Annotated in this window: 20 protein-coding genes; 15 read left to right on the forward strand and 5 right to left on the reverse strand. The window is 64.5% G+C overall.

Going from position 1 to position 22,208, the window contains the following annotated elements:
- Window positions 1-34: 34 nt before the first annotated feature.
- Window positions 35-691, reverse strand: a complete 657-nt coding sequence (locus BVH06_RS19590; RefSeq protein ID WP_075935206.1) for a S24 family peptidase — start codon at window positions 689-691, stop codon at window positions 35-37.
- 166 nt (window positions 692-857) lie between these two features.
- Here BVH06_RS19590 and BVH06_RS19595 point away from each other — a divergent pair, with 166 nt between their 5' ends.
- The 5 genes from BVH06_RS19595 (at window position 858) to BVH06_RS19615 (ending at window position 4,387) form a co-directional block, all read left to right on the forward strand.
- Window positions 858-1,217, forward strand: coding sequence for a hypothetical protein (locus tag BVH06_RS19595; protein WP_075932205.1), 360 nt, complete (start codon window positions 858-860; stop codon window positions 1,215-1,217).
- 410 nt (window positions 1,218-1,627) lie between these two features.
- Entirely contained in the window at window positions 1,628-1,990 is a 363-nt protein-coding gene (locus tag BVH06_RS19600; protein ID WP_075932204.1) for a putative holin, read from the forward strand.
- 122 nt (window positions 1,991-2,112) lie between these two features.
- On the forward strand, window positions 2,113-3,249 hold the full coding sequence (locus BVH06_RS19605; RefSeq protein WP_075932203.1) for a glycoside hydrolase family 5 protein: 1,137 nt from the start codon (window positions 2,113-2,115) through the stop codon (window positions 3,247-3,249).
- 50 nt (window positions 3,250-3,299) lie between these two features.
- The gene (locus tag BVH06_RS19610; RefSeq protein WP_075935207.1) at window positions 3,300-3,839 is read left to right on the forward strand and encodes a glycoside hydrolase family protein; all 540 of its coding nucleotides are present in this window, start codon (window positions 3,300-3,302) and stop codon (window positions 3,837-3,839) included.
- Window positions 3,836-4,387, forward strand: a complete 552-nt coding sequence (locus BVH06_RS19615) for a hypothetical protein (protein WP_075932201.1) — start codon at window positions 3,836-3,838, stop codon at window positions 4,385-4,387. Before BVH06_RS19610 ends, BVH06_RS19615 begins: the two co-directional genes overlap by 4 nt.
- A 202-nt stretch (window positions 4,388-4,589) precedes the next feature.
- Here the strand turns inward: BVH06_RS19615 and BVH06_RS25805 are convergent, their stop codons facing one another.
- Window positions 4,590-4,790, reverse strand: coding sequence for a hypothetical protein (locus BVH06_RS25805; protein ID WP_075935208.1), 201 nt, complete (start codon window positions 4,788-4,790; stop codon window positions 4,590-4,592).
- 184 nt (window positions 4,791-4,974) lie between these two features.
- On the opposite strand from BVH06_RS25805, the gene BVH06_RS19625 reads away from it, so the two are divergent.
- The 3 genes from BVH06_RS19625 to trpC are packed head-to-tail and all read left to right on the forward strand — an operon-like array spanning window position 4,975 to window position 7,447.
- A complete protein-coding gene (locus tag BVH06_RS19625) occupies window positions 4,975-5,571 on the forward strand; it encodes an aminodeoxychorismate/anthranilate synthase component II (RefSeq protein ID WP_075935209.1) in 597 nt (198 codons plus the stop codon).
- Window positions 5,568-6,614, forward strand: a complete 1,047-nt coding sequence (gene trpD / locus BVH06_RS19630) for an anthranilate phosphoribosyltransferase (protein ID WP_075935210.1) — start codon at window positions 5,568-5,570, stop codon at window positions 6,612-6,614. Before BVH06_RS19625 ends, trpD begins: the two co-directional genes overlap by 4 nt.
- Entirely contained in the window at window positions 6,611-7,447 is an 837-nt protein-coding gene (gene trpC / locus BVH06_RS19635) for an indole-3-glycerol phosphate synthase TrpC (RefSeq protein WP_075932198.1), read from the forward strand. The genes trpD and trpC overlap by 4 nt, the downstream gene beginning before the upstream one ends.
- A 45-nt stretch (window positions 7,448-7,492) precedes the next feature.
- Here the strand turns inward: trpC and nadC are convergent, their stop codons facing one another.
- Entirely contained in the window at window positions 7,493-8,341 is an 849-nt protein-coding gene (gene nadC, locus BVH06_RS19640; RefSeq protein WP_075935211.1) for a carboxylating nicotinate-nucleotide diphosphorylase, read from the reverse strand.
- A 290-nt stretch (window positions 8,342-8,631) separates the two neighbouring features.
- Between nadC and BVH06_RS19645 the strand changes: the two genes are divergently transcribed.
- From BVH06_RS19645 to ampE, 3 genes are all read left to right on the forward strand, one after another.
- Window positions 8,632-10,929 (forward strand): DUF1631 domain-containing protein, encoded by a 2,298-nt coding sequence (locus BVH06_RS19645; protein WP_075935212.1) that lies wholly within the window; start codon window positions 8,632-8,634, stop codon window positions 10,927-10,929.
- 152 nt (window positions 10,930-11,081) lie between these two features.
- The gene (ampD, locus tag BVH06_RS19650) at window positions 11,082-11,645 is read left to right on the forward strand and encodes a 1,6-anhydro-N-acetylmuramyl-L-alanine amidase AmpD (RefSeq protein WP_075932195.1); all 564 of its coding nucleotides are present in this window, start codon (window positions 11,082-11,084) and stop codon (window positions 11,643-11,645) included.
- Window positions 11,642-12,478, forward strand: coding sequence for a regulatory signaling modulator protein AmpE (ampE, locus tag BVH06_RS19655; protein WP_075935213.1), 837 nt, complete (start codon window positions 11,642-11,644; stop codon window positions 12,476-12,478). Before ampD ends, ampE begins: the two co-directional genes overlap by 4 nt.
- Here ampE and BVH06_RS19660 read toward each other — a convergent pair.
- Window positions 12,475-13,257: a TatD family hydrolase gene (locus BVH06_RS19660; protein WP_075935214.1), complete on the reverse strand. Its 783-nt coding sequence runs from the start codon at window positions 13,255-13,257 to the stop codon at window positions 12,475-12,477. The genes ampE and BVH06_RS19660 overlap by 4 nt on opposite strands.
- A gap of 141 nt (window positions 13,258-13,398) precedes the next feature.
- Between BVH06_RS19660 and BVH06_RS19665 the strand changes: the two genes are divergently transcribed.
- Window positions 13,399-15,450: an AsmA family protein gene (locus BVH06_RS19665; protein WP_075935215.1), complete on the forward strand. Its 2,052-nt coding sequence runs from the start codon at window positions 13,399-13,401 to the stop codon at window positions 15,448-15,450.
- Between the two features lie 44 nt (window positions 15,451-15,494).
- Here the strand turns inward: BVH06_RS19665 and cra are convergent, their stop codons facing one another.
- Window positions 15,495-16,484 carry a catabolite repressor/activator gene (gene cra / locus BVH06_RS19670; protein WP_075935216.1) on the reverse strand — a complete coding sequence of 330 codons (990 nt, stop codon included), beginning with the start codon at window positions 16,482-16,484 and terminating at the stop codon, window positions 15,495-15,497.
- 151 nt (window positions 16,485-16,635) lie between these two features.
- Between cra and ptsP the strand changes: the two genes are divergently transcribed.
- From ptsP to BVH06_RS19685, 3 genes are read left to right on the forward strand one after another with little or no spacing between them, the layout of a single operon-like run.
- Complete coding sequence (gene ptsP, locus BVH06_RS19675) at window positions 16,636-19,509, forward strand: phosphoenolpyruvate--protein phosphotransferase (RefSeq protein WP_075935217.1); 2,874 nt, start codon at window positions 16,636-16,638, stop codon at window positions 19,507-19,509.
- The gene (pfkB, locus tag BVH06_RS19680) at window positions 19,509-20,444 is read left to right on the forward strand and encodes a 1-phosphofructokinase (protein ID WP_075935218.1); all 936 of its coding nucleotides are present in this window, start codon (window positions 19,509-19,511) and stop codon (window positions 20,442-20,444) included. The genes ptsP and pfkB overlap by 1 nt, the downstream gene beginning before the upstream one ends.
- A 15-nt stretch (window positions 20,445-20,459) precedes the next feature.
- Window positions 20,460-22,196 (forward strand): PTS fructose-like transporter subunit IIB, encoded by a 1,737-nt coding sequence (locus BVH06_RS19685; protein WP_075935219.1) that lies wholly within the window; start codon window positions 20,460-20,462, stop codon window positions 22,194-22,196.
- The last annotated feature ends 12 nt before the right edge of the window (window positions 22,197-22,208 follow it).

Here is a 22,208-nt window from a genome sequence, read left to right on the forward strand (position 1 = left end):
CAGGTCTCGCTGCTCGGGTTCATGGGGCGCGTCATCACTCTTCGGTGAAGCGCGAGGATTTGAGGATGCCGCCCACCAGGTGAATCTTGGTGACGTTGTCCTGGTGGATGTGAATGGGCGGGTGGTTCTGGTTGACGCTGTCGAAGCGGTACATGCCGTCGCGCAGGTAGATGTACTCCTTGATCATCGCTTGGCCGTCCAGGGTTCGGACCATCACCTCATCCCCGGCATGAAACGGCTTGTTCGGCTCGATTAGCACGTATTCGCCGTTTTTGATCCGCGGGTGCATGCTGTCGCCATTGACCCGCAGGCCGTAGGCATTGGGGTCGTCGCTGTGAATCCGCAGGTAGCCGTCGCCATGCCCGACGGGAAAGTCGATCTCCTCGAAATAACCCTGAGTACCCAGTTGCGCATGCCCCACCACCGGCACCGCGCCGCTGCGGGCGTGGCCGACTGCCAGGGTGTCGGCGGGCGGTACTTCGGGCAGTTCGTCGGTGCCGGCCAGCTCGGCGAGGCTGACACCCAACGCGGGGGCGAGCAGCAGCAAGTCCGAAAGAGCAGGTTCGCGCAGGTCGCTTTCGTAGTTGCCGATGCGCGATTGGGATGACCAACCGCAGGCCTCGGCCAGTTGCTGCTGGCTGAGGCCCTTGCTCTTGCGCAGGCGTTTAATGCGTTGCCCCAGGGTTTCCATCATGGCTCTCCGGTAATCACGTAGTGAAATATTTATAGCGCAGTTCTCGGCTTGAATAAAACACGTTTCGTGATTATTTTTTGAAGTGGCGATAACCGGTAAGGCGCGTGACGCGACTTGCCGATAGGTCATATCAAACGCCATCGGGGATGGCAGGAGGCAGACAATGATTTCCCATATAGACGAAACGCTGCAGCGGTGGGGCGATGCGCATCAGGCCGGCGAAACGGAGCGAGGCTCGAACATGGGCACCAGCGTGATCGCTTCATTGATGGCATCACAAGGTGTGCTTAATCGCGCTGCCCGTGGCAGCCGTGTGCTGGTGGACAGGACGACGGAGATTGACTGGATCGTCAGCAAGCACCTGTCCCCGGAGCAGCGGCAGGTCATCATCGCGCAGTATTGCAGCGACGAGCCCCAGCGCGAGAAATGGACGGCCTGCGGGTGCAGTCGGGCGCAGTTCTATCGACGGCTGGGACAGGCCCGCCGGGCCATCGAATCACAACTTCTGAAGCGCGCCGCCTGAGCGCGCTTTTCATTTCTGCCGGCGGCGGCTCTCGCCAATGGCTTGTTTCCTTCCTTGAAAACACCGGGTTCCTGAATCGTCTTCCGGGCGCTTCTGTGGGCGTGCATCTACGGTACTGCGCAGCCTGAAACGGCTACGTGTCCGTTGTTTTCCCGGTGCGTTGCCGCTGATTACCGGGGTGCCCTTGAGAGGGTGAGAATCGGGGGTTATACATTCATCACCGTCACAGAGGTGGGCGAGCAGTCAGCCAGCCTCGTGACTTCATCCATCGATTCCGAATGCGCTCAACGGCGCGCTGCAACCACCGACCTTCCTTTAACAGAGCCCCGCCACCTGCGGGGCTCTGTCGTTTCAGGGGGCGGCATAACCTCATGTCGTCGGGGCCGTAGGCCTCGGGGAGTACGATAACAATGACTGAATTCAGCAGCGCCGTGCTGTTCGGCGTGCTCGGCGAGCATCTCGCCGCGCTGATCGCTCCAATCAATGGCGAGGCTGCACTCGGCGCCTTGTGCGGGGCCCTGGTGTATTTCACCACTACGCAGAACCTGCCCATGTGGAACCGGCTGGCGTTCTTTCTGACGTCGGCCGTGATGGGGTACCTGTGTGCCCCCGCTATTACCGACTTCCAGCTGTACGGCATCCACCCCTTCGCCTATCCGGGACCTGCCGGTTTCGCCGGTGCCGGGCTGGTGGTGACGTTGATGCTGGCAGCGATTCGCCGCCGCGGCGGCGGCAGCAAGCAAGACAAAACACCTGGTGGCCGGGATGTCTAACTCGGCCGCTTGGCAGTAAATGGCAACAACCGATATCTGAATCCGTATGCCGGCACCCTCATGCCGTCGTACTCACCCTGGCCCGCCATCGAGCGGGCTTTTTCATGTCTGGAGGAAACACCATGGTTATCAAGACCTTTGACCAAATGATCGCTGCCCGCCAATTCCCGCTTATCGGTTTCAATGCCGCGGGCCTGGGCAATAACCCTTATGTCGATTGCATCGGCACCGCCGAGCTCGACACTCACTATTTCACTGTCGCTCCCCGCGGCCACCAGCCGGACTACATCAAGTCCTACGCTGGCAAGTTGGATGGCAAACCTTTCGCGGCGCGCTTGCCGTTCTCTGGCGAGCGCGCCGTGATCCTCGATGGCGCCGGTGGATTCACTCTGCGCAAGAGCTATATCGAAGAAATTCGGCAGGCCATTCGCCACATTCACAGCTGGGGCGGTTACTCGTTACTGGACATGCACAATTACTGCCGTTGGTACATTCGCGCCAGTGGTCCGGTGAGTGGCCGGACCGTACAGCGCTGGGGGGGCGGATTTGCCTTGTGGACCGCAATCGGTGCACCTGATTGCCCAGTCAACTACACGCTGTTGGCGCGTATCTGGGCGGCCATTGCCCGCGCTTTTCGCGACGAGCCGGGACTGCTGGGGTACGGTCTGATGAACGAGCCACACAACATGGGCAGCGTGCCGGATGGTGGGGTCAACGTCGAACGGTTGTGGAGCAACAACGTGCAGCGGCTTATCACGGCGGTACGTGAGGTCGATACACGCCACTTCATCACGGTCGCCGGCAATGCATTCAGCTCGGCGCTGGAATGGCCGCGTCGTTCCGACATGCTCAAGAGCCTGAGCGATCCGGTTGGGCGTTTGCTCTACGAGGCGCATCAGTATCCCGACAAGGGCGGGCAGGGCGGGGGCAAATGGACGCAGGCCAACGAGGCGATCGACTACCGAGAGCGAGTGGCAGATTGGCAGCCTTTCGTTGATTGGCTCAAGGCCAACGGCAAACGAGGTATCGCCGGTGAGTTCGGCGGCCCCGATCACGTGCCGGGCATGCGCGATTACTTCACTGCATTGCACAAGCTCTTCGATGCCCACCACATGCTGCGTTTCCAATGGCTGGCCGGCCCTGGTGATGCCGATAACGCTCCTAACGGAATGGACCGCAACGACGGCACCCTCAAGCCCAATACTCGCTCGCTGATGGCGCGTATCGGCAACACCACCGCGACTTACGGCCCACGCTGAAGCAACCCACATGACCCGCTTCGGCGGGTCATTCTACTTGGAGAATCCCCATGGCCCGACTTACTGCCACCCAGGCGGGTGGCCAAAACGTACTCGCTTTCCTCGATATGCTGGCCTGGAGCGAAGGCACGTCGACCATTACCAGCAGCGACGACGGCTACAACGTGCTGGTGGGCGGCGCGCTGTTCGACGACTACAGCGCGCACCCGCGCCAGCTGATCGAGTTGCCTCGTTACGACATCCAGTCCACGGCCGCTGGCCGTTATCAGTTCCTGGCACGTACCTGGGACGCCATCGTCGAGCTCTACAATTTTCGCGGGCGCTTCACGCCGCAGGCCCAGGACCTGGCCGCGGTGAAACTGCTCGCAGAGTGCGGCGCACTCGCACCCATTCAGGCCGGCCGGGTGGCTGAGGCGATCAGTGCGGCGGCACCCATCTGGGCCAGCCTGCCGGGCGCCGGCTACGGCCAGCGTGAGCACGATCTCGCTGCGCTGCTGCGCATCTACCGACAGGAACTGGCCGCCCAGGCGCGTGACAGGGAAGACCTGCTGGCCATGTTCATCGCCTGCGGCGGACGGGTGACAGCATGAGCCTGCTTACGCTGATTCCCGTCCGCTATCGATGGCTGGTCGGCGGCGGCCTGGCCCTCGCGCTGCTGCTCGGCGCAATCAGCCTCGGCTGGGTGGTGCAAGGCTGGCGCCTGGGCCAGGCGCTGGCCGCGCGCGACCAGTCCCACGCCGAGGTCATGGCGCGCCTGCACGACGCGGCCGCTCGTGAAATCCAGCGCGCCCAGAACAAGCGCCTTGCACTCGAGCAACAGCTGCAGGCGTCCTCGCAAACCCACTACAGGAGACTTGGCGATGCTGAACAAAAGGCTGCGCGTCTTCGTGATCGTCTTGCCACTGCTGAGCTACGGCTGTCGGTCCTTACCGCCGACACCGACGCTGCCGGCGCCGATCACCATCCCAAACTGCCCACCACCACCCGCGCCGGACGCCTGGTGGATGGCGCCCCACGAGCCGACATTGACCGAGGAGCTGCTCAACGAATTGTCGACATCAGCGGGCGCGGCGACCGCGCCATCATCGCCCTAGGGATGTGCCAGGCGTACGTGCGAGCCATCGGTGAAACGCCTTAAGAAGCTGTTCACGATCTTCATGTGCATGAAGCGGGAACTACAAGGCAGAAGCGGCCGGTGAGATTGTAGGAGGGGATCGGCCGCTCCCGCTGTTGCCAAAACCGACGAACCTGAGCTGAAGGATTATGAATAGGTTCCTGGTGCGGTGCTCACGCGGCGTTGAGAGTGACGAGCCCGGGCCGCAGAGTGCTCGCTCTCCGGCTCACTCGCGCTGCCAGCGCATCACGCGCTCCTGGTGCTCGGCGGGTAGATCGTTCTGCTCGGCCATCAGGGCGGCGTTTGCCCATGATGCCGGGTGTCGCAATGCCAGTTGCACGCCATGGCTCTGCTGGGCTACTGTGCCGCAAGATAAACGCGAGACCTCCTTCGTGAACGCCAGCAGCACCCTTCTGATGCGCCTCATCAAAGCCCACGCCCGTTGGCGTTGGCGCGCCTGATTCCTTCTCCGGCCATTCCGGACGATTCTCTCTGCCTTGCTCGAACCCCGAACAGACATTCTCCCGGCCGCTTACGGCGTGGAAGGGAATAGGGGTACCGAAACCAGGGCGACTGGCTGAAAAGCAGTACATCAAAGGGTAAAAGCCAACATGCTGCTGATGATCGATAACTACGATTCCTTTACCTACAACGTGGTGCAGTACCTGGGCGAGTTGGGTGCCGATGTCCACGTCATTCGCAATGACGAGCTGACCATCGCCGAGATCGAGGCCCTCAAGCCCGAGCGCATCGTCGTCTCGCCCGGCCCGTGCACGCCGACCGAAGCGGGCGTGTCCATCGAGGCCATCCTGCACTTCGCCGGCAAGCTGCCGATCCTCGGCGTCTGCCTGGGCCACCAGAGCATCGGCCAGGCCTATGGTGGCGACGTGGTACGCGCTCGCCAGGTGATGCACGGCAAGACCAGCCCGGTTTTCCATGAGAACAAGGGTGTGTTCGCCGGCCTGGCGATGCCGGTGACCGTGACCCGCTACCACTCGCTGGTGGTCAAGCGCGAGACCCTGCCGGACTGCCTTGAGATCACCGCCTGGACGCAACACGAAGACGGCGCCGTCGACGAGATCATGGGCCTGCGTCACAAGACCCTGAACGTCGAGGGCGTGCAGTTCCACCCTGAATCGATCCTGACCGAGCAGGGCCACGAACTGTTCGCCAACTTCCTCAAGCAGACCGGAGGCGTGCGCGCATGAATATCAAGGAAGCCCTCAACCGCATCGTCGCCCAGCTCGATCTGAGCACCGAGGAAATGCGCGATGTCATGCGCGAAATCATGACCGGTCAGTGCACCGACGCACAGATCGGCGCGTTCCTGATGGGCATGCGCATGAAGAGCGAGACCATCGACGAGATCGTCGGCGCCGCCAGCGTGATGCGCGAACTGGCCTCGCCGGTGGAGATCGCTGCCGAGCGTCTGGTCGACACCTGCGGCACCGGTGGTGACGGCATGAACATCTTCAACGTTTCCACCGCAGCGGCGTTCGTCGTCGCCGCCGCGGGCGGCAAGGTGGCCAAGCACGGCAATCGCGCGGTGTCGGGCAAGAGTGGCAGCGCCGATCTGCTCGAAGCCGCCGGCATCTATCTGGGCCTGACGCCGGTGCAGGTGGCGCGCTGCGTCGAAACCGTCGGCGTCGGCTTCATGTTCGCGCCGTCCCACCATGGCGCCATGAAACACGCCATCGGCCCGCGTCGCGAGCTGGGTCTGCGCACGCTGTTCAATATGCTTGGCCCGATGACCAATCCCGCTGGTGCCAAACACCAGGTAGTTGGCGTCTTCAGCCAGGCACTGTGTCGGCCGATGGCCGAGGTGCTGCAGCGCCTCGGCAGCGAGCATGTGCTGGTGGTGCATGCCCAGGACGGTCTCGACGAGATCAGCCTGGCGGCGCCGACGTTCGTCGCCGAGCTGAACAATGGTGTGGTCAGCGAGTACCGCATCCAGCCCGAGGATTTCGGCATCAAGAGCCAGAGCCTGATCGGCCTGACCGTCGAAGGCGCCGGGCAATCGCTGGAACTGATCCGCGATGCCCTGGGGCGTCGCAAGAGCGAAGCCGGTCAGAAGGCTGCCGACATCATCGTGCTCAATGCCGGCGCGGCACTCTATGCAGCCGACCACGCCGACAACCTGGGTGACGGCATGAGCCTGGCCCACGACGCCCTGCACACCGGCCTGGCCCGGGAGAAAATGGAAGAGTTGGTGTCCTTTACCGCGGTATTCAAACAGGAGAATGAAGGGTGAGCATTCCCACCGTTCTGGAAAATATCCTCGCCCGCAAGGCCGAAGAAGTGGCGGCGCGGCGCGCCGTCGTCAGCCTGGCCGAGGTCGAGCGTGAGGCCCGTGCGGCCGACCCGGTGCGTGGCTTCGCCAACGCGCTGATCGAAAAGGCCAAGAGCAAACAGCCAGCGGTGATCGCCGAAATCAAGAAGGCCTCGCCGAGCAAGGGCGTGCTGCGCGAGAACTTCGTGCCGGCGGACATCGCCCAGAGCTATCAGGATGGTGGCGCGACCTGCCTGTCGATCCTCACCGACATCGATTTCTTCCAGGGCGCCGACCGTTACCTGCAGGAAGCGCGCAGCGCCTGTTCGCTGCCGGTGATCCGCAAGGATTTCATGATCGACCCGTACCAGATCGTCGAAGCACGGGCGCTGGGCGCCGACTGCGTGCTGCTGATCGTCTCGGCGCTGTCCGATGCACAGATGGCCGAGCTGGCCGCGACCGCCAAGTCGTTCGATCTCGACGTGCTGGTGGAGGTACACGACGGCGACGAGCTCGAGCGTGCGCTGAACGTGCTCGACACCCCGCTGGTGGGTGTGAACAACCGTAACCTGCATACCTTCGACGTCAGCCTGGAAACCACCCTCGACCTGCTGCCACGCATTCCCCGTGACCGCCTGGTGGTGACCGAGAGCGGCATTCTCAATCGCGCGGATGTCGAGCTGATGGAAATCAGCGAGGTGTATGCCTTTCTGGTCGGCGAAGCCTTCATGCGCGCCGAGAACCCCGGCTCGGAGCTGGAGCGTCTGTTCTTCCCCGAGCGCAAGCGACTGGTCAGCAGTCCGGATGTGGATTGAACAAACAGAAACGGCGCCCAAGGGCGCCGTTTTCTTTTGGAGCGTTTACAGCGCCAGGCGCATCGACAGGTCCACCGCCTTGACGTCCTTGGTCAGGGTGCCGATGGAGATGTAGTCCACGCCGGTTTCGGCGATGCCGCGCAGGGTGCTGTCGTTGATCCCGCCCGAGGCCTCCAGCTTGGCGCGCCCTGCTGTGATGGCGACGGCTTGGCGCATGTCGTCCAGCGACAACTCGTCGAGCATGACGATGTCGGCACCGGCCGCAAGGGCCTGCTGCAGTTCGTCCAGGCTTTCCACTTCCACCTCGACCGGCTTGCCCGGTGCGATGGACCGCGCGCTGGTCACCGCCGCCGCGATGCCGCCGCAGGCGGCGATATGGTTTTCCTTGATAAGAAAGGCATCGAACAGCCCGATGCGGTGGTTGTGGCAGCCGCCCTGAGTCACCGCGTACTTCTGCGCCAGGCGCAGGCCGGGCAGGGTTTTGCGGGTGTCGAGCAGCTTCACGCCGGTGCCTTGTACCAGGTTGGCGTAATGCTGGCAGCGGGTGGCGACGGCCGACAGCGTCTGCAGGAAATTCAGCGCGGTGCGTTCACCGCTGAGCAATGCCCGGGCCGGCCCTTCGAGGTGGAACAGAGCCTGATTGGGTTCAGCCTGCTGGCCGTCCTGCACCTGCCAGTGTACGGCCACCCGGGCATCGAGCTGGCGGAACACCTCGTCGACCCAGGCTGTGCCGCAGATCACCGCGCGGTCTCGGGTTATCACGGTAGCATTGGCCAGGCGTGACTCGGGAATCAGCTGCGCGGTGATGTCCCCGCTGCCGATGTCTTCGCGCAGGCTGTGACGGACGTTGGCCTCGATTTCGGCGCGAAGCTCAGGGAGCAGTATGTTCGGCATGGAGCCTCCGATTGGCTGAGGCGGCGATTATAAGGGCTGCGACCGCCACTGTTACGTTCATCGGGTAAAAATGAACCCTGACTGTAACGATTGGTCACATGCGCAGTTCGGCGGCAGCCCGTCGGATGGCCTGTGATGCATTTCATATCTGCAGGAAATTGCTTTGGCATCTCCCGCAGCAATCCGATATGTTTTAATACAGAAGTATTGACGTCATACCCTTGACGTTGAAGCGGTGCCCGCATTCCTGTTTCAGTTTGCTTCACCAGCGCTCTGCGCAGGAGATCTTGATGAAGAACGATGCCAACGTAGTGCATCTGAACAAGATGGTCCCTGAGACGGCCCGCCCCGCGGCTGCCCGGCTGCCTGCATCGCTCATTCAGGTTCGTGACCGCGCCGCCAACCAGCTCAAGCAGGCGCTGCAGGCATTGTTCGACAATGCCGACGACACCCTGTTCGACATGGCCGACCGCGCCACCAGCAATGCCGAGCAAAATGCCTTTTTCGAAGCCATGCGTGACCTGCGCCTCAAGCGCAAGGGGATCGAGCGTGGCTTCCTGCAGCGTGTATTCGAGTCGTTCGCCAGCCTCAACCAGTACGTGGTCGGCAAGCCGCCGACCCTGGATGCGGTGTCTTTCGACAGCCTCTCACTGGTACAGAACGACGAGTTGGAAGAGACCGTCGCGCTGGATTCCATGATCGCCAAGGTGCTGAGTCGCGACCATGTCGCGCTCACCCACCTGACCACGCGCCTGAATGCCATCGTCAGCAAGAAGCTCGATGACAAGTCCAATCCCCTCGGCCCGGTTTCGCTCAGCGAGCTGTTCCTGGAGTCGTGCAGTGGCCTGGGTGTGGAAATCAAGGTCAAGCTGATCATCCTCAAGTTGTTCGAGAAGTATGTGCTCAGCGGCCTCGAACAGCTGTATACCGACGCCAACGGCGTGCTGATCGAAGCTGGCGTGCTGCCAGAGTTGAAGGCCTTACCGACACGTCGCCCGTCCGCCCATGGTCGTCTCGAGCGCAGTGATTCGGTCGACGGCTTCGAGCGCTCCGCCGGGTTCGGCGACGACGAGGTGCGCGAAGTGTTCGGCGCGCTGCAGGAGCTGCTGTCGCAAACCCGTGAGGGCATCGCGCCGCGGCGCCAGGCGCCGGCCAATGCGATGCCGATTTCCACCAACGACCTGATGCGCCTTCTGTCCCATCTCCAACAGCGCGCGCCGATCCAGGCACCGTCGGATGTCGACCTGCGCGCCCAGCTCGAACACCTGCTGACCCGCGCCAGCGCCAAGAGCGGCCGCGTGCGGGTGGTCGGCGAGGTCGATGAAGACGTCATCAACCTGGTGTCGATGCTGTTCGAATTCATCCTCGACGACCGCAGCCTGCCGGACTCGCTGAAGGCCTTGATCGCCCGCCTGCAGATTCCCATGCTCAAGGTCGCGGTGCTCGACAAGACGTTTTTCAGTCGCGGCAGCCATCCGGCACGCCGCCTGCTCAACGAGATCGCTACCGCCGCTCTCGGCTGGGGCGACCATGACAGCAATCAGCGCGACAGCCTCTATCAGAAGATCGAGCAGGTCGTGCAGCGTCTGCTCAACGATTTCACCGATGACCCGGCGATCTTCTCCGAGTTGCTGGCCGATTTCCTGGCCTTCACCGGTGACGAGCGCCGTCGCAGCGAGTTGCTCGAACAGCGTACCCGTGACGCCGAAGAGGGCAGTGCGCGTGCCGAGATGGCCCGCCGGGAAGTGGAGCAGGCCTTGAATGAGCGGCTGCTCGGCAGGACGTTGCCCGAGGTGGTCGTGCGGTTGCTGCGCGAAGCCTGGAGCAAGGTCATGATGCTGACCTGCCTCAAGCACGGTACCGATTCTGAGCAGTGGCAGAGCACCCTCGCCACCATGGATGAGCTGATCTGGAGCGTGGAGCCCCACGACAACCCGGAGGCGCGTCTGCGCCTGCTGGAGTTGGTGCCCGGCTTGCTCAAGGCGCTGCGTGAAGGCATGGCCAGTGCGGCGTTCGATCCGTTCTCCACCAGTGAATTCTTCAGCCAGCTCGAAGCTCTGCACGTGCAGGCTTTCCAGCGCTTCAAACGTGCCATTCCCGATGTCGAGCGCGCGGCGCCGACCGAGTCCGACGAAGTGCAGCGCTCGGCGCTCTCTGCCGTCGGTATCGAGCTGCCCCTGCTCGACCTGCAGCCGGAAGAGGAAAGTAGCATTTCGGCGATGGTCGAGATCGTCGAGGAGATCGTGCTCGAAGCGCCGGGGCAACCGCGCAGCGAGCCGCAGGATGAGCCGGTGCTGGCCGACGACGATGAATCGCTGTTGCATGTCGATGCCTTGCGCGTCGGCAGCTGGGTCGAATTCCAGGAGGACGACGAGCACAAGCTGCGTTGCAAGCTGGCGGCGATCATCAAGCCGACCGGCAAGTACATCTTCGTCAACCGTACCGGCATGAAGGTGCTCGAGAAGACCCGCACCGGCCTCGCCGTGGAATTCCGCCGCAACGCGGTGCGCTTGCTCGACGATGCGCTGCTCTTCGACCGCGCCCTCGAATCGGTGATCGGCAACTTGCGTCGTCTCAAGGGCGCCTGAGCCTGAAAGCCACTTCCCGTTGATCGATCTTCTTCTCACGGCCCGTCAGGGCCGTGAGTCGTTCTGGCCGCAGCCAAGGGCCGCGCGCCGCGCCATCACTTGCGCTGAAACATCAACAAACCCTAGAGTGTCCGCTCTCTCGGGGAGCACCTATGCGCAAGCAACTCGAAGACGGCTGGTATCAGGGGATTCAGCACTGTCCTTCGCCCAACTTCAACGAGCGTCCGCAGGGCGAGATTTCCCTGTTGGTCATTCACAACATCAGCCTGCCGCCGGGGCAATTCGGCACCGGTCAGGTGCAGGCGTTCTTCACCAACTGTCTGCAGGCCGACGCGCACCCGTATTTCGCGGGGATCGCCAGCATGACGGTTTCCGCACACTTTCTGATCGAACGCGACGGCACCGTCGTGCAATTCGTGTCGTGCCTGGACCGGGCCTGGCACGCTGGCGTGTCCTGCTTCGAAGGGCGTGAGAACTGCAACGATTTCTCCCTGGGCATCGAGCTCGAGGGTACGGATCATCTACCGTTCACGGATGCGCAGTACGCTGCTCTGACGCAGTTGACGCGTGCACTGCAGCAGGCCTATCCGGCCATTACCGCTGCGCGCATCTGCGGGCACAGTGATATCGCGCCGGGCCGCAAGACCGACCCCGGGCCGGCATTCGACTGGGCGCGGCTGCGCTCGTCACTGATGACTGATAAGGAGGCATCATGAGTTTTCTGGTGTTGTTGCTGGTGCTGTGGGTGGAGAAGTTTTCCGCCTGGCGTCAGCGAATCCAGCACGATGAACCCTGGCTGCGCGCCCTGACTCGGATGGAGCGCGGCGGTACCACCAGCGACTCGCCCTGGCTGGCCATTGCGCTGCTGGTAGGTGTGCCCCTGCTGATCCTGGCCGCGCTGCTGAAATTGCTGGCGCCCCTGGCCTATGGTTGGCTGCTGTTGCCGATCCATCTGCTTGTGGTGATCTACAGCCTGGGCCGAGGCGATCTGCTCGCTGCGTTGGGCCCGTTCCGTGACAGTTGGCGGCGTGGTGACGGCGAAGCGGCCTTCCTGGTCGCACAGCGTGACCTGGGCGTGCAAGCCGACGGCGAGGCGACGCTGCTGCCGAACGTGCAGACCTACCTGGTCTGGCAGGCCTATCAGAGTTTCTTCGCGGTGATCTTCTGGTACGTGTTGCTGGGGCCGCTGGCCGCGCTGGCCTATCGCCTGCTGGCGCTGATCGTCGAGAATGGTCAGTCCGAGGCCCTGCGCGAGCGCGCCGGTCAGTTGCGGCATGCCTTCGACTGGTTGCCGGTGCGGGTGCTGGCGGCCAGCTTCGCGCTGGTCGGCAACTTCATCGCGGTCAGCCGCGCGCTGCTGCACGAAGTGCTGAGCTGGGATATCTCCGCTGCACAACTTGCAGCTGGCGCGGCGCGTGCCGCCGCCGAAACCCCGGAGCCAGCCCTGGGCGAGGTGGGTGTGACGACGCTCGACAGCCTCTGGCAGTTGCTGGTGCGCGCGGCCATCCTCTGGTACGCGGCAATCGCACTATGGACGTTGTTCTTCTAGTTACGCCAGCCGAACAGCTGGGCCGCATTGCGGCTGCTGGCGGCGGCCAGCGCCTCGGGTTCGATCGCCAATAGCGTGGCGAGCTCGCGGCAGATCGCCGGCAGGTGGACCGGGCTGTTGCGGATGTGTGGATGCATGGCCGGCGCCATGTCCGGTGAATCGGTCTCCAGCACCACGGCATCGAGCGGCAGGCGCGCAATGACCTGGCGCAGGCGCTTGGCCTGCGGCCAGGTGGCCGCACCACCCAGGCCCAGTTTGAAGCCCAACTTCAGGTACTCACGGGCCTCCTCGTAACTGCCAGCGAACGCGTGGATGATGCCGGCACGCCGCAGCTTGAAACGCTTCAGGGTGGCGATCACCTGGGCATGGGCGCGCCGGACGTGCAGCAGCACCGTCAGTTCGAGGCGTTCGGCCAGCGCCAGTTGCGCTTCGAAGAGCGCTTGCTGGCGCTCGCGGTCCAGTTCAGGCAAGTAGTAATCCAGGCCGAATTCGCCTATCGCGCAGAGCTTCTCGTGGCCTTGCCGCTCCAGCAGCCACTGCTCGAGTCGTTGCAGGTCCTCTGGCCGGTGGCTGTCCAGATAGACCGGATGCAGGCCGAAGGCCGCATACAGCCCGTCGTGCGCCAGCACCTGGTTCCACAGGCGCTGCCAGTTGCCATGCTCGACGCCCAGAATCACCAGCTTCTCGACGCCCAGCGCGCGGGCCTCGGCGAGCACGCGAGGGCGATCTTCATCGAAGTCGGGGAAGTCCAGATGGGTGTGGGTGTCGATCAGTCGCATGGGCCCGCCAAGGGTCGAGGTTGTAAGGGCGGCAGGTTTGTACACCTGCATGACAACATTCTGTGAGTCATTCCGGGCATTGGCCAGTCGAATGGTCAGGGACGGTGATTGTGGGGATCGCCGATAAAAAGGGGCCGCCGCATGATGCGTCTTCGCAAGATACTCGGCTGGTGCCTTGCCAGTCTCCTGCTACTGATCGCAGCTCTGATGCTGTTTCTGGTGCTGTTCGACTGGAACCTGCTCAAACCCACCATCAACGCGCGGGTTTCTGAAGCGCTCAATCGCCCCTTCGCGATCGAGGGCAATCTGGCCGTCACCTGGCAGCGCGAGCCTGACGAGCCCGGCTTTCGCGCCTGGGTGCCCTGGCCCCACGTGTCTGCCGAGCAGCTCAGCCTGGGCAACCCCGATTGGGCCAAGGGTGAGCACTTCGTCTATCTTGAGCGCGTCGAAGCCAGCCTGTCGCCCGTGCCGCTGCTGTGGAAGACCGTGTCGATTCCGCGCATCCAGCTGACCGGCGCCGATGCCGTGCTTGAGCGCCTGGCCGATGGGCGCGCCAACTGGACTTTCGATCTCGGTGAGCAGGAGCAGCCAGAACAAGAAACTGCGTCGCCCTGGGTGATGGACATCGGCACCATCGGCTTCGACAAGGCTCGGGTCAGCGTCGACGATAAGGTTTCCCAGGCCACTGTGAACCTGCAGGTCGAGCCGCTCGGCGAGCCCATCGCCTTTGCCGAGATCGTCGGCAAGGCGGCCAACCAGGCGGAGGAGGACGCCGTGCAGCCGCAGGATTACGCTTTCGCCTGGCAGGCCAAGGGTCGTTACAAAGGCCAGGCTCTGAGCGGCAATGGCCGCATCGGTGGCTTGCTGGCGCTGCAGGATGCCCGCTCGCCATTCCCGGTGCAGGCCGATGTGCGCGCCGGCACCACACGGGTGCAGGTGGCCGGCACTCTGACCGATCCGAAGAACCTGGGCGCCCTGGATCTGCGTCTGCGGCTGTCCGGCGCCAGCCTTGGCAACCTGTACCCGCTGACCGGCGTCACGCTGCCCGATACGCCGGCCTATTCCACCGACGGGCGACTGGTTGCCCAGCTGCAGGACCCGGATGGGCCGCTGTTTCGCTACGAGAAATTCAATGGCCGCATCGGCGATAGCGACATCCATGGCGATCTCACCTTCGTGGCTCGCAAGCCACGGCCGAAGCTCTCCGGAGCACTGGTGTCCAACCAGCTGCGCTTCGCCGACCTGGCGCCTCTGATCGGTGCCGATTCCAATGCCGAGAAGAAGGAGCGTGGTGCGGCGAGCGTTCAGCCCGGCAACAAGGTGCTGCCCGTGGAGGAATTCCGCACCGAGCGTTGGCGCGACATGGACGCCGACGTCAGCTTCACCGGCAAGCGCATCGTGCATAGCGAGCAACTACCCTTTACCGACCTGTTCACCCATGTGGTGCTCGATAACGGCAACCTCAGCCTGGAACCGTTGCGCTTTGGCGTGGCGGGTGGACGGCTGGAATCGATGCTGCGCCTGGACGGCAGCGCCACACCGCTCCGTGCCCGGGCTCAGCTGAGTGCGCGCAATTTCCGCCTGCGTCAGCTGTTCCCCAATGTCGAGGTGATGCAGAGCAGCCTCGGTGCCTTGAACGGCGATGCGGCCATCAGCGGTACTGGCAATTCGGTTGCGACCCTGCTGGGCAGCGCCAATGGGCACGTCAAACTGCTGATCAACGACGGCCGGGTCAGTCGTAACCTCATGGAGATCGCCGGCTTGAACGTCGGTAACTATCTGGTCGGCCGACTGTTCGGCGATAACGAGGTGGAGATCAACTGTGCAGCCGCCAATCTCGACATCAAGCAAGGCGTGATGCGCCCGCAATTGATGGTGATCGACACCGAGAACGCGCTGATCGGCGTGGACGGCACGGTGAATTTCGGCAACGAGCAGCTCGACCTGACCATCACCCCCGAGTCCAAGGGCCTGCGGATCTTCTCGTTGCGTTCACCGCTGTACGTGCGCGGCACCTTCAAGAACCCCAACCCTGGCGTGAAGGCCGGGCCGCTGGTCTTGCGTGGCGCTGGCATGCTGGCCCTGGGGGCGCTGGTCGCACCGGCCGCCGGCCTGGTGGCGCTGGTCGCCCCAAGCGGCGATCAGCCCAACGAGTGCGAGCCGCTGCTGCAGCAGATTCGCCAGGGGCGCTAAGGCTGCGCGAAAGGCCTCCGGGTGAGGAGGCCTTTCGTACCGAGCTAGGGCTTGAAACGAATCTTCAGGCCCCGCTCGATGGCATCCAGGCCCGGATGATAGCTGCCGTCCAGTGCGTCGAGCAGGCGGTCGAACACCCGCTCGGCGATGCGCTCGTGCTGCTGGGAAATGGCATTCACGCGCATGGGCAGGAAGTCCAGTAACTGTGCATCACCGAAGGTGCCAAGGCGCAGGGTGCGGGTATCCAGCTCGGGATGTTCGTGCAACGCATCGAGCACGCCTTCCAGTAGCACGTAAGCGGTGGTCACCAGCACGTCCGGCAGGCCATCGCTGGCCAGCAGTTGCTTCATTTGCCGGTAGCCCCACTGGCGGCTGAATTGCTCAGCGTGGCTGACGTTAACCAGCCCACCGAAGCCGGCCAGCGCATCCCGAAAGCCCTGTTCGCGGGCCTGGCTGATCGGCAACTCCAACCGAGCGCCGATCAGGGCAGCATGGCGCTGGCCCTGTTGCACCAGGCTGCAGGTCAGCTGCTCGCCGGCCTGGCGGTCATCGCTGACCACCGAATACAGGTGCTCGGGGTCCAGGGCGCGGTCGACGGCAATTACCGGCGTGCCGGCAGCCACCAGTTGGCGATAGTCGGCGGCGTCCTGGGGCAGGCAACTGGCGACGATCAGCGCATCGCAGCGCCGCGAGCGAAACAGTTCCAGCAATTGCCGCTCGCTGTCTGGCTGGTCGTCGGAGCTGGCGATCAGTAACTGGTAACCGGCTGCCCGCGCGCGCTGTTCGAGCAGCTTGGCGAGCCGCGCATAGCTGGGGTTTTCCAGATCCGGCAGGATGAACCCCAGGCAGCGGCTTTCGCCACGGCGCAGGCCGGCGGCCTGGGTGTTGGGGCGGTAGTCGTGTTCTTCCACGACTTCGAGCACGCGCTGGACGGTGGCCGCGCTGATACGCCGCTTGGCGGCCTGGCCATTGATCACGTAGCTGGCCGTGGTCACTGAAACGCCGGCCAGGCGGGCAATATCGGTCAACTTCAAATGGCTGTCTCCTCTGCCAGGCCTTCAAGGATTACCCATAATCAGGTAACGTGCCAGTCCTAGATGAAACGATTCAGCAAACGAGTCGACTAAGCTAACAAGAATGTCCGCCAAGCCCGTCTGCAGCCGGTCTTGCTTGAGGAGAAACGTCATGCTCGAACTACACCCTTCGCAAATCCAGATGGGCCGCCAGGCCGTCGACAAGCAGCAGGCGCTGGCCCTGCTTGCCGAGAATCTGGTGGCCGATGGCCTGGTGGCGGCCGGCTATCTGGATGGCATGCAGGCGCGTGAACGCCAGGGTTCGACCTACCTGGGGCAGGGCATCGCCATTCCCCACGGCACCCCAGAAACCCGCGACCAGGTGTTCGAGACCGGCATGCGGCTGATCCAGTTTCCCGAGGGTGTGGATTGGGGTGATGGCCAGCGGGTGTACCTGGCCATTGCTATCGCAGCCCGCTCCGACGAGCACCTGCACTTGCTGCAACTGCTCACCCGCGCGCTGGGCGAGGGCGACCTGAGCCAAGCGCTGCGCGAAGCCCAGGATGCCGAGGCGATTCTCGGGTTGCTGCAGGGGGCGGCGCCGGAGCTGGCGCTGGATGCACAACTGGTCGGCCTGGGCGTCGAGGCCGAGGATCTCGATGAGTTGACCTGGCAGGGCGCGCGCCTGCTGAAGAAGGCCGGCTGCGCGGGCGCCGGTTACGCGGCCAGCCTGGTGCAGGCCGAGCCCCTGCCGCTGGGCAATGGCTTGTGGTGGCTGAGCAGCGAGCAGGGCGTCGAGCGCCCGGGCCTGGCCTTCGTTACCCCTGCGCAGCCGTTGCAGCGTGGCGACCAGCCGGTAGCCGGTCTGTTCTGCCTGGCTTGCCTGGGTGAAGGCCACCGCCAGGTACTTGAGCGGCTGTGCGACCTGCTGATCGCCGGGCAGGGCGAGGTGCTCACCCAGGCTACCAGCAGCCGGGGTGTGCTCGAGGCGCTGGGCGCCGAGCTGCCGGCTGACTGGCCGAGCCTGCGCATTACCCTGGCCAATGCCCACGGTCTGCACGCGCGCCCGGCCAAGACCCTGAGCGAAATCGCCCAGGGTTTTGACGGTGAAGTTCGCGTACGCCTGGCCGATGGCTCAGCGGCCACGGTGTCGGCCAAGAGCCTGAGCAAGTTGCTGGCCCTCGGTGCGCGTCGTGGCCAGGTGCTGGAGTTCAGCGCCGACCCGGCCATCGCCGAGCAGGCGTTGCCGGCCATCGAAGCGGCAATCCTCGCCGGCCTGGGCGAAGACGTCGAGCCGCTGCCCGAGCATGCGGAGAACAGTGCCGAGCCAGTTGCCGAATCGCCTATCAAGGAAACCGTCGTCGCACCGGTCGCCGGTTCGCGTGTGCATGCCGTAGCGGCCTCGCCCGGTATCGCCAGTGGCCCGGCCTTCGTGCGACGTATGCCGAATCTCGACTACCCCGAACGTGGCGAGGGTGTGGCGGCCGAGCGCCAGCGTCTGGATCAGGCGCTGCAGCACATCGACGGTGAGATCCAGCGGCTGGTCGAGCGCAGCGACGAGGCCAGCATCAGGGACATCTTCGTGACCCATCAGGCGATGCTCCGCGACCCGGCGCTGCGCGAGGATGTCGACGCGCGCCTGGCCAGCGGTGCCAGCGCCCAGGCCGCCTGGGTCGGTGAAATCGAAGCGGCCGCCGCGCAGCAGGAGTCCCTGCATGACGCCTTGCTGGCTGAGCGTGCTGCCGACTTGCGTGACGTCGGTCGCCGGGTGTTGGCTCACCTGTGCGGCGTCGAAGCACCGCAAGAACCTGTCGAGCCCTACATTCTGGTGATGGGCGAAGTCGGTCCGTCAGATGTCGCCAGCCTGGATCGTCAGCGCGTGGCCGGCATCGTCACTGCCCGTGGCGGGGCGACCGCCCACAGCGCGATCATTGCCCGTGCGCTGGGCATTCCCTGCGTGGTCGGCGCCGGTGAAAGCCTGCTGTTGCTGGAACAGAGTACGGCTTTGCTGCTCGATGGCGACCGCGGCCAGTTGTGGGTGCAGCCGGACCAGGCAACCCTGGCCCAAGCCGAGCGCGAGCGGCAGGCCAGCGAGCAGCGCCGCGAGCGTGCCCATGGCGAGCGCCTGCAGCCGGCGCACACTCGCGACGGTCATGCCGTCGAGGTGGCCGTGAATATCGGCGCCAGTGGCGAGGCGGCTGGCGCGGTCGAACTTGGCGCCGAAGCGGTGGGGCTGCTGCGTACCGAGCTGGTGTTCATGAATCATGGCCAGGCGCCCGACGTAGCCACCCAGGAAGCCGAGTACCGCCGCGTTTTCGATGCCCTGCAGGGCCGACCACTGGTGGTGCGCACCCTGGATGTCGGTGGCGACAAGCCGCTGCCGTACTGGCCGATGCCCGAAGAGGAAAACCCGTTCCTGGGGGTGCGCGGCATTCGCCTGACCCTGCAACGCCCGGACATCATGGAAACCCAGCTGCGCGCCCTGCTGCAGGCCGCTGAAGGTCGCCCTCTACGCATCATGTTCCCGATGGTCGGGCAGGTCGAGGAATGGCGTGCGGCGCGGGAAATGGTCGAGAAGCTGCGCAGCGAGATTCCGCTGAGCGATCTGCAACTGGGCATCATGATCGAGGTGCCGTCTGCGGCATTGCTGGCGCCCGTGCTGGCCCGCGAAGTGGACTTCTTCAGCATCGGCACCAACGACCTGACGCAATACACGTTGGCCATCGACCGTGGCCACCCGACGCTCTCGGCCCAGGCCGACGGCGTGCACCCTTCGGTGCTGCGCCTGATCGGCATGACCGTCGAAGCCGCCCATGCCGAAGGCAAATGGGTCGGCGTGTGCGGTGAACTGGCCGCCGACATGCTCGCGGTGCCGCTGCTGGTGGGCCTGGGCGTCGACGAGCTGAGCGTGGCTGCGCGCAGCATCCCGCTGGTCAAGGCGCGGGTGCGCGAGCTGGATCTGCAGCATTGCAGGGCCCAGGCCCAACAGGCGCTGTTGCTGCCCAGTGCCGCGGCAGTGCGTGCGTTGGTCGAGGAGGCGCAGTGATGGCGCGGATTCTTACCCTGACCCTCAACCCCGCGCTGGACCTGACCGTCAGCCTGGATACCCTGCAGGCCGGCAACGTCAACCGCAGCCTGGGCATGACCAGCCATGCGGCAGGCAAGGGCCTCAACGTGGCGCAGGTGCTGGCCGATCTTGGCCACAAAGTCACGGTCAGTGGCTTTCTCGGCCAGGCCAATGCGGCGCCGTTCGAGCACCTGATGCACCGCCGCGGCTTTATCGATGCCTTCGTGCGCGTACCGGGGGAAACCCGCAGCAACATCAAGCTCGCCGAGCGCGACGGGCGTATCACCGACCTCAACGGGCCCGGCCCCGAGGTGGATTCGGCACATCAGGCGCAGTTGCTCGCCCAACTGGACGACATTGCCGCTGGCCACGATGCGGTGGTTGTCGCTGGCAGCCTGCCGCGCGGGGTGACCACCGAATGGTTCGCCGCCTTGCTGCGCCGCCTGACGGCCCTCGGCCTGCCGGTGGCGCTGGATACCAGCGGCGCGGCGCTGCGTGCCGGTCTGGCGACCAGTCCCTGGCTGATCAAGCCCAACGAGGAAGAGCTGGCCGAGGCTTGCGAGCTGGAGCAGGCTTCGCCCGAACAGATCGATGCGGCCATCGACAAGCTGCGTGCCGGCGGGGTCGAGCACGTGCTGCTCTCGCGCGGCTCGCAAGGCGCCGACTGGTTCGGCTCCCACGGCGTGCTCAATGCCCAGCCGCCGCGTGTGGAAGTGGCCAGCACCGTGGGCGCCGGTGATTCACTGCTCGCCGCCACCCTGCATGGGCTGCTGAGCGGCTGGCCGGCCGAACGCACCCTGCGCCTGGCAACGGCGGTCGCCGCCCAGGCGGTCACGCAAATCGGTTTCGGAATTCACGATCGGCAACAGCTCGCCCGCCTCGAGGCGGCCGTGACTGTCACGTCGAAACAATAATTAGAGGTCGCTGCAATGAATGTGCTGATCGTTACCGCCTGCCCCAATGGTCAGGTCACCAGCGTGTTGTGTTCCCGCCTGCTGCAGGCAGCGGCCGAGCGACTGGGTTGGTCCACCCAGGTCGAGGTGCATGATGCCAAGGCCATCGGCTCGCCGCTGAGCGCCGCCGCCATCGAGGCGGCGGAGCTGGTGCTGGTGGTCAAGACCGGTGAGTTGGACCTGCAGCGCTTCGTCGGCAAGCGCGTGGTGCAATCCACGCCCTCCGAGGCGCTGGCCGACCCGCAGCAATTTCTGCGTACCGCTGCCGAGCAGGCGCAGGTGCTCGATCAGGTGGTACCGGCCGCTGCAACACCGTCCGGCAAGCCCAAGCTGGTGGCGATCACTGCCTGCCCGACCGGTGTGGCGCACACCTTCATGGCCGCCGAAGCGCTGCAGCAGGCGGCCGAGCAACTGGGCTATGACCTGAAGGTGGAAACTCGTGGGTCGGTCGGTGCGCGCAATCTGCTCGATGAAGCGAGCATCAAGGCGGCCGACGTGGTGCTGCTGGCCACCGATATCGAAGTGGAAACCGACCGCTTCGCCGGCAAGAAAGTCTATCGCTGCGGCACGGGCGTCGCCCTCAAACAGCCCAAGCAGACCTTGCAGAAGGCCTTGGCAGAAGGCGTGCTGCAGCAAGGCGCGGGGCAGGCGCAGAGTGCCGAGAGCGGCAAGCCGGCCACCAAGAGCGGCCCCTACAAGCACCTGCTGACCGGCGTTTCCTTCATGCTGCCGATGGTGGTGGCGGGGGGCTTGTTGATCGCCCTGTCGTTCGTCTTCGGCATCGAGGCCTTCAAGCAGGAAGGCACCCTGCCGGCGGCCTTGATGAAGATTGGCGGCGATGCCGCGTTCGCGCTGATGATTCCGGTGCTGGCGGGTTACATCGCCTATTCGATCGCCGACCGCCCAGGCCTGGCGCCCGGCATGATCGGCGGCATGCTGGCCAGTGCTCTGGGCACCGGCTTTCTGGGCGGCATCATCGCCGGCTTTCTGGCCGGTTACCTGGCCCTGGCGCTCAACCGCTGGCTGCGCCTGCCGCAGAGCATCGAAGCGCTGAAGCCGATCCTGCTGATTCCGCTGCTCGCCAGCCTGGTCACCGGCCTGGCAATGATCTATGTGGTCGGCACGCCGGTGGCCGCGATCATGGCCTCCCTGGAAGCCTTTCTGCAGAACATGGGCACCACCAATGCGATCCTGCTCGGGCTGCTGCTCGGTGGCATGATGTGCGTGGATCTGGGCGGGCCGATCAACAAGGCGGCCTATGCGTTCTCGGTCGGTCTGCTGGCGTCGCAGAGCTACGCGCCGATGGCCGCGACCATGGCCGCCGGCATGGTGCCGCCGATCGGCATGGCCATTGCCACCGTGCTGGCCCGACGCAAGTTCAGCCAGACCGAGCGTGAGGCCGGCAAGGCCGCTGGTGTGCTGGGGCTGTGCTTCATTTCCGAGGGAGCCATCCCGTTCGCGGCCAAGGATCCGTTGCGCGTGATCCCGGCCAGCATTGCCGGTGGCGCGCTGACCGGTGCGCTGTCGATGTACTTCGGCTGCAAGCTGATGGCGCCGCATGGCGGCTTGTTCGTGCTGCTGATCCCCAATGCCATCAACCATGCGCTGCTGTATCTGCTGGCCATCGTGGCGGGCAGCCTGGTGACCGGCGTGGTTTACGCGCTGATCAAACGGCCTGAAGTCGAAGCCCTGGCGGTCGCGGCCAAGGCTTGATGGAAGAACGGG

Origin of the sequence: Pseudomonas sp. PA27(2017) (assembly GCF_001945445.1) — a bacterium.
Taxonomy (GTDB): domain Bacteria; phylum Pseudomonadota; class Gammaproteobacteria; order Pseudomonadales; family Pseudomonadaceae; genus Aquipseudomonas.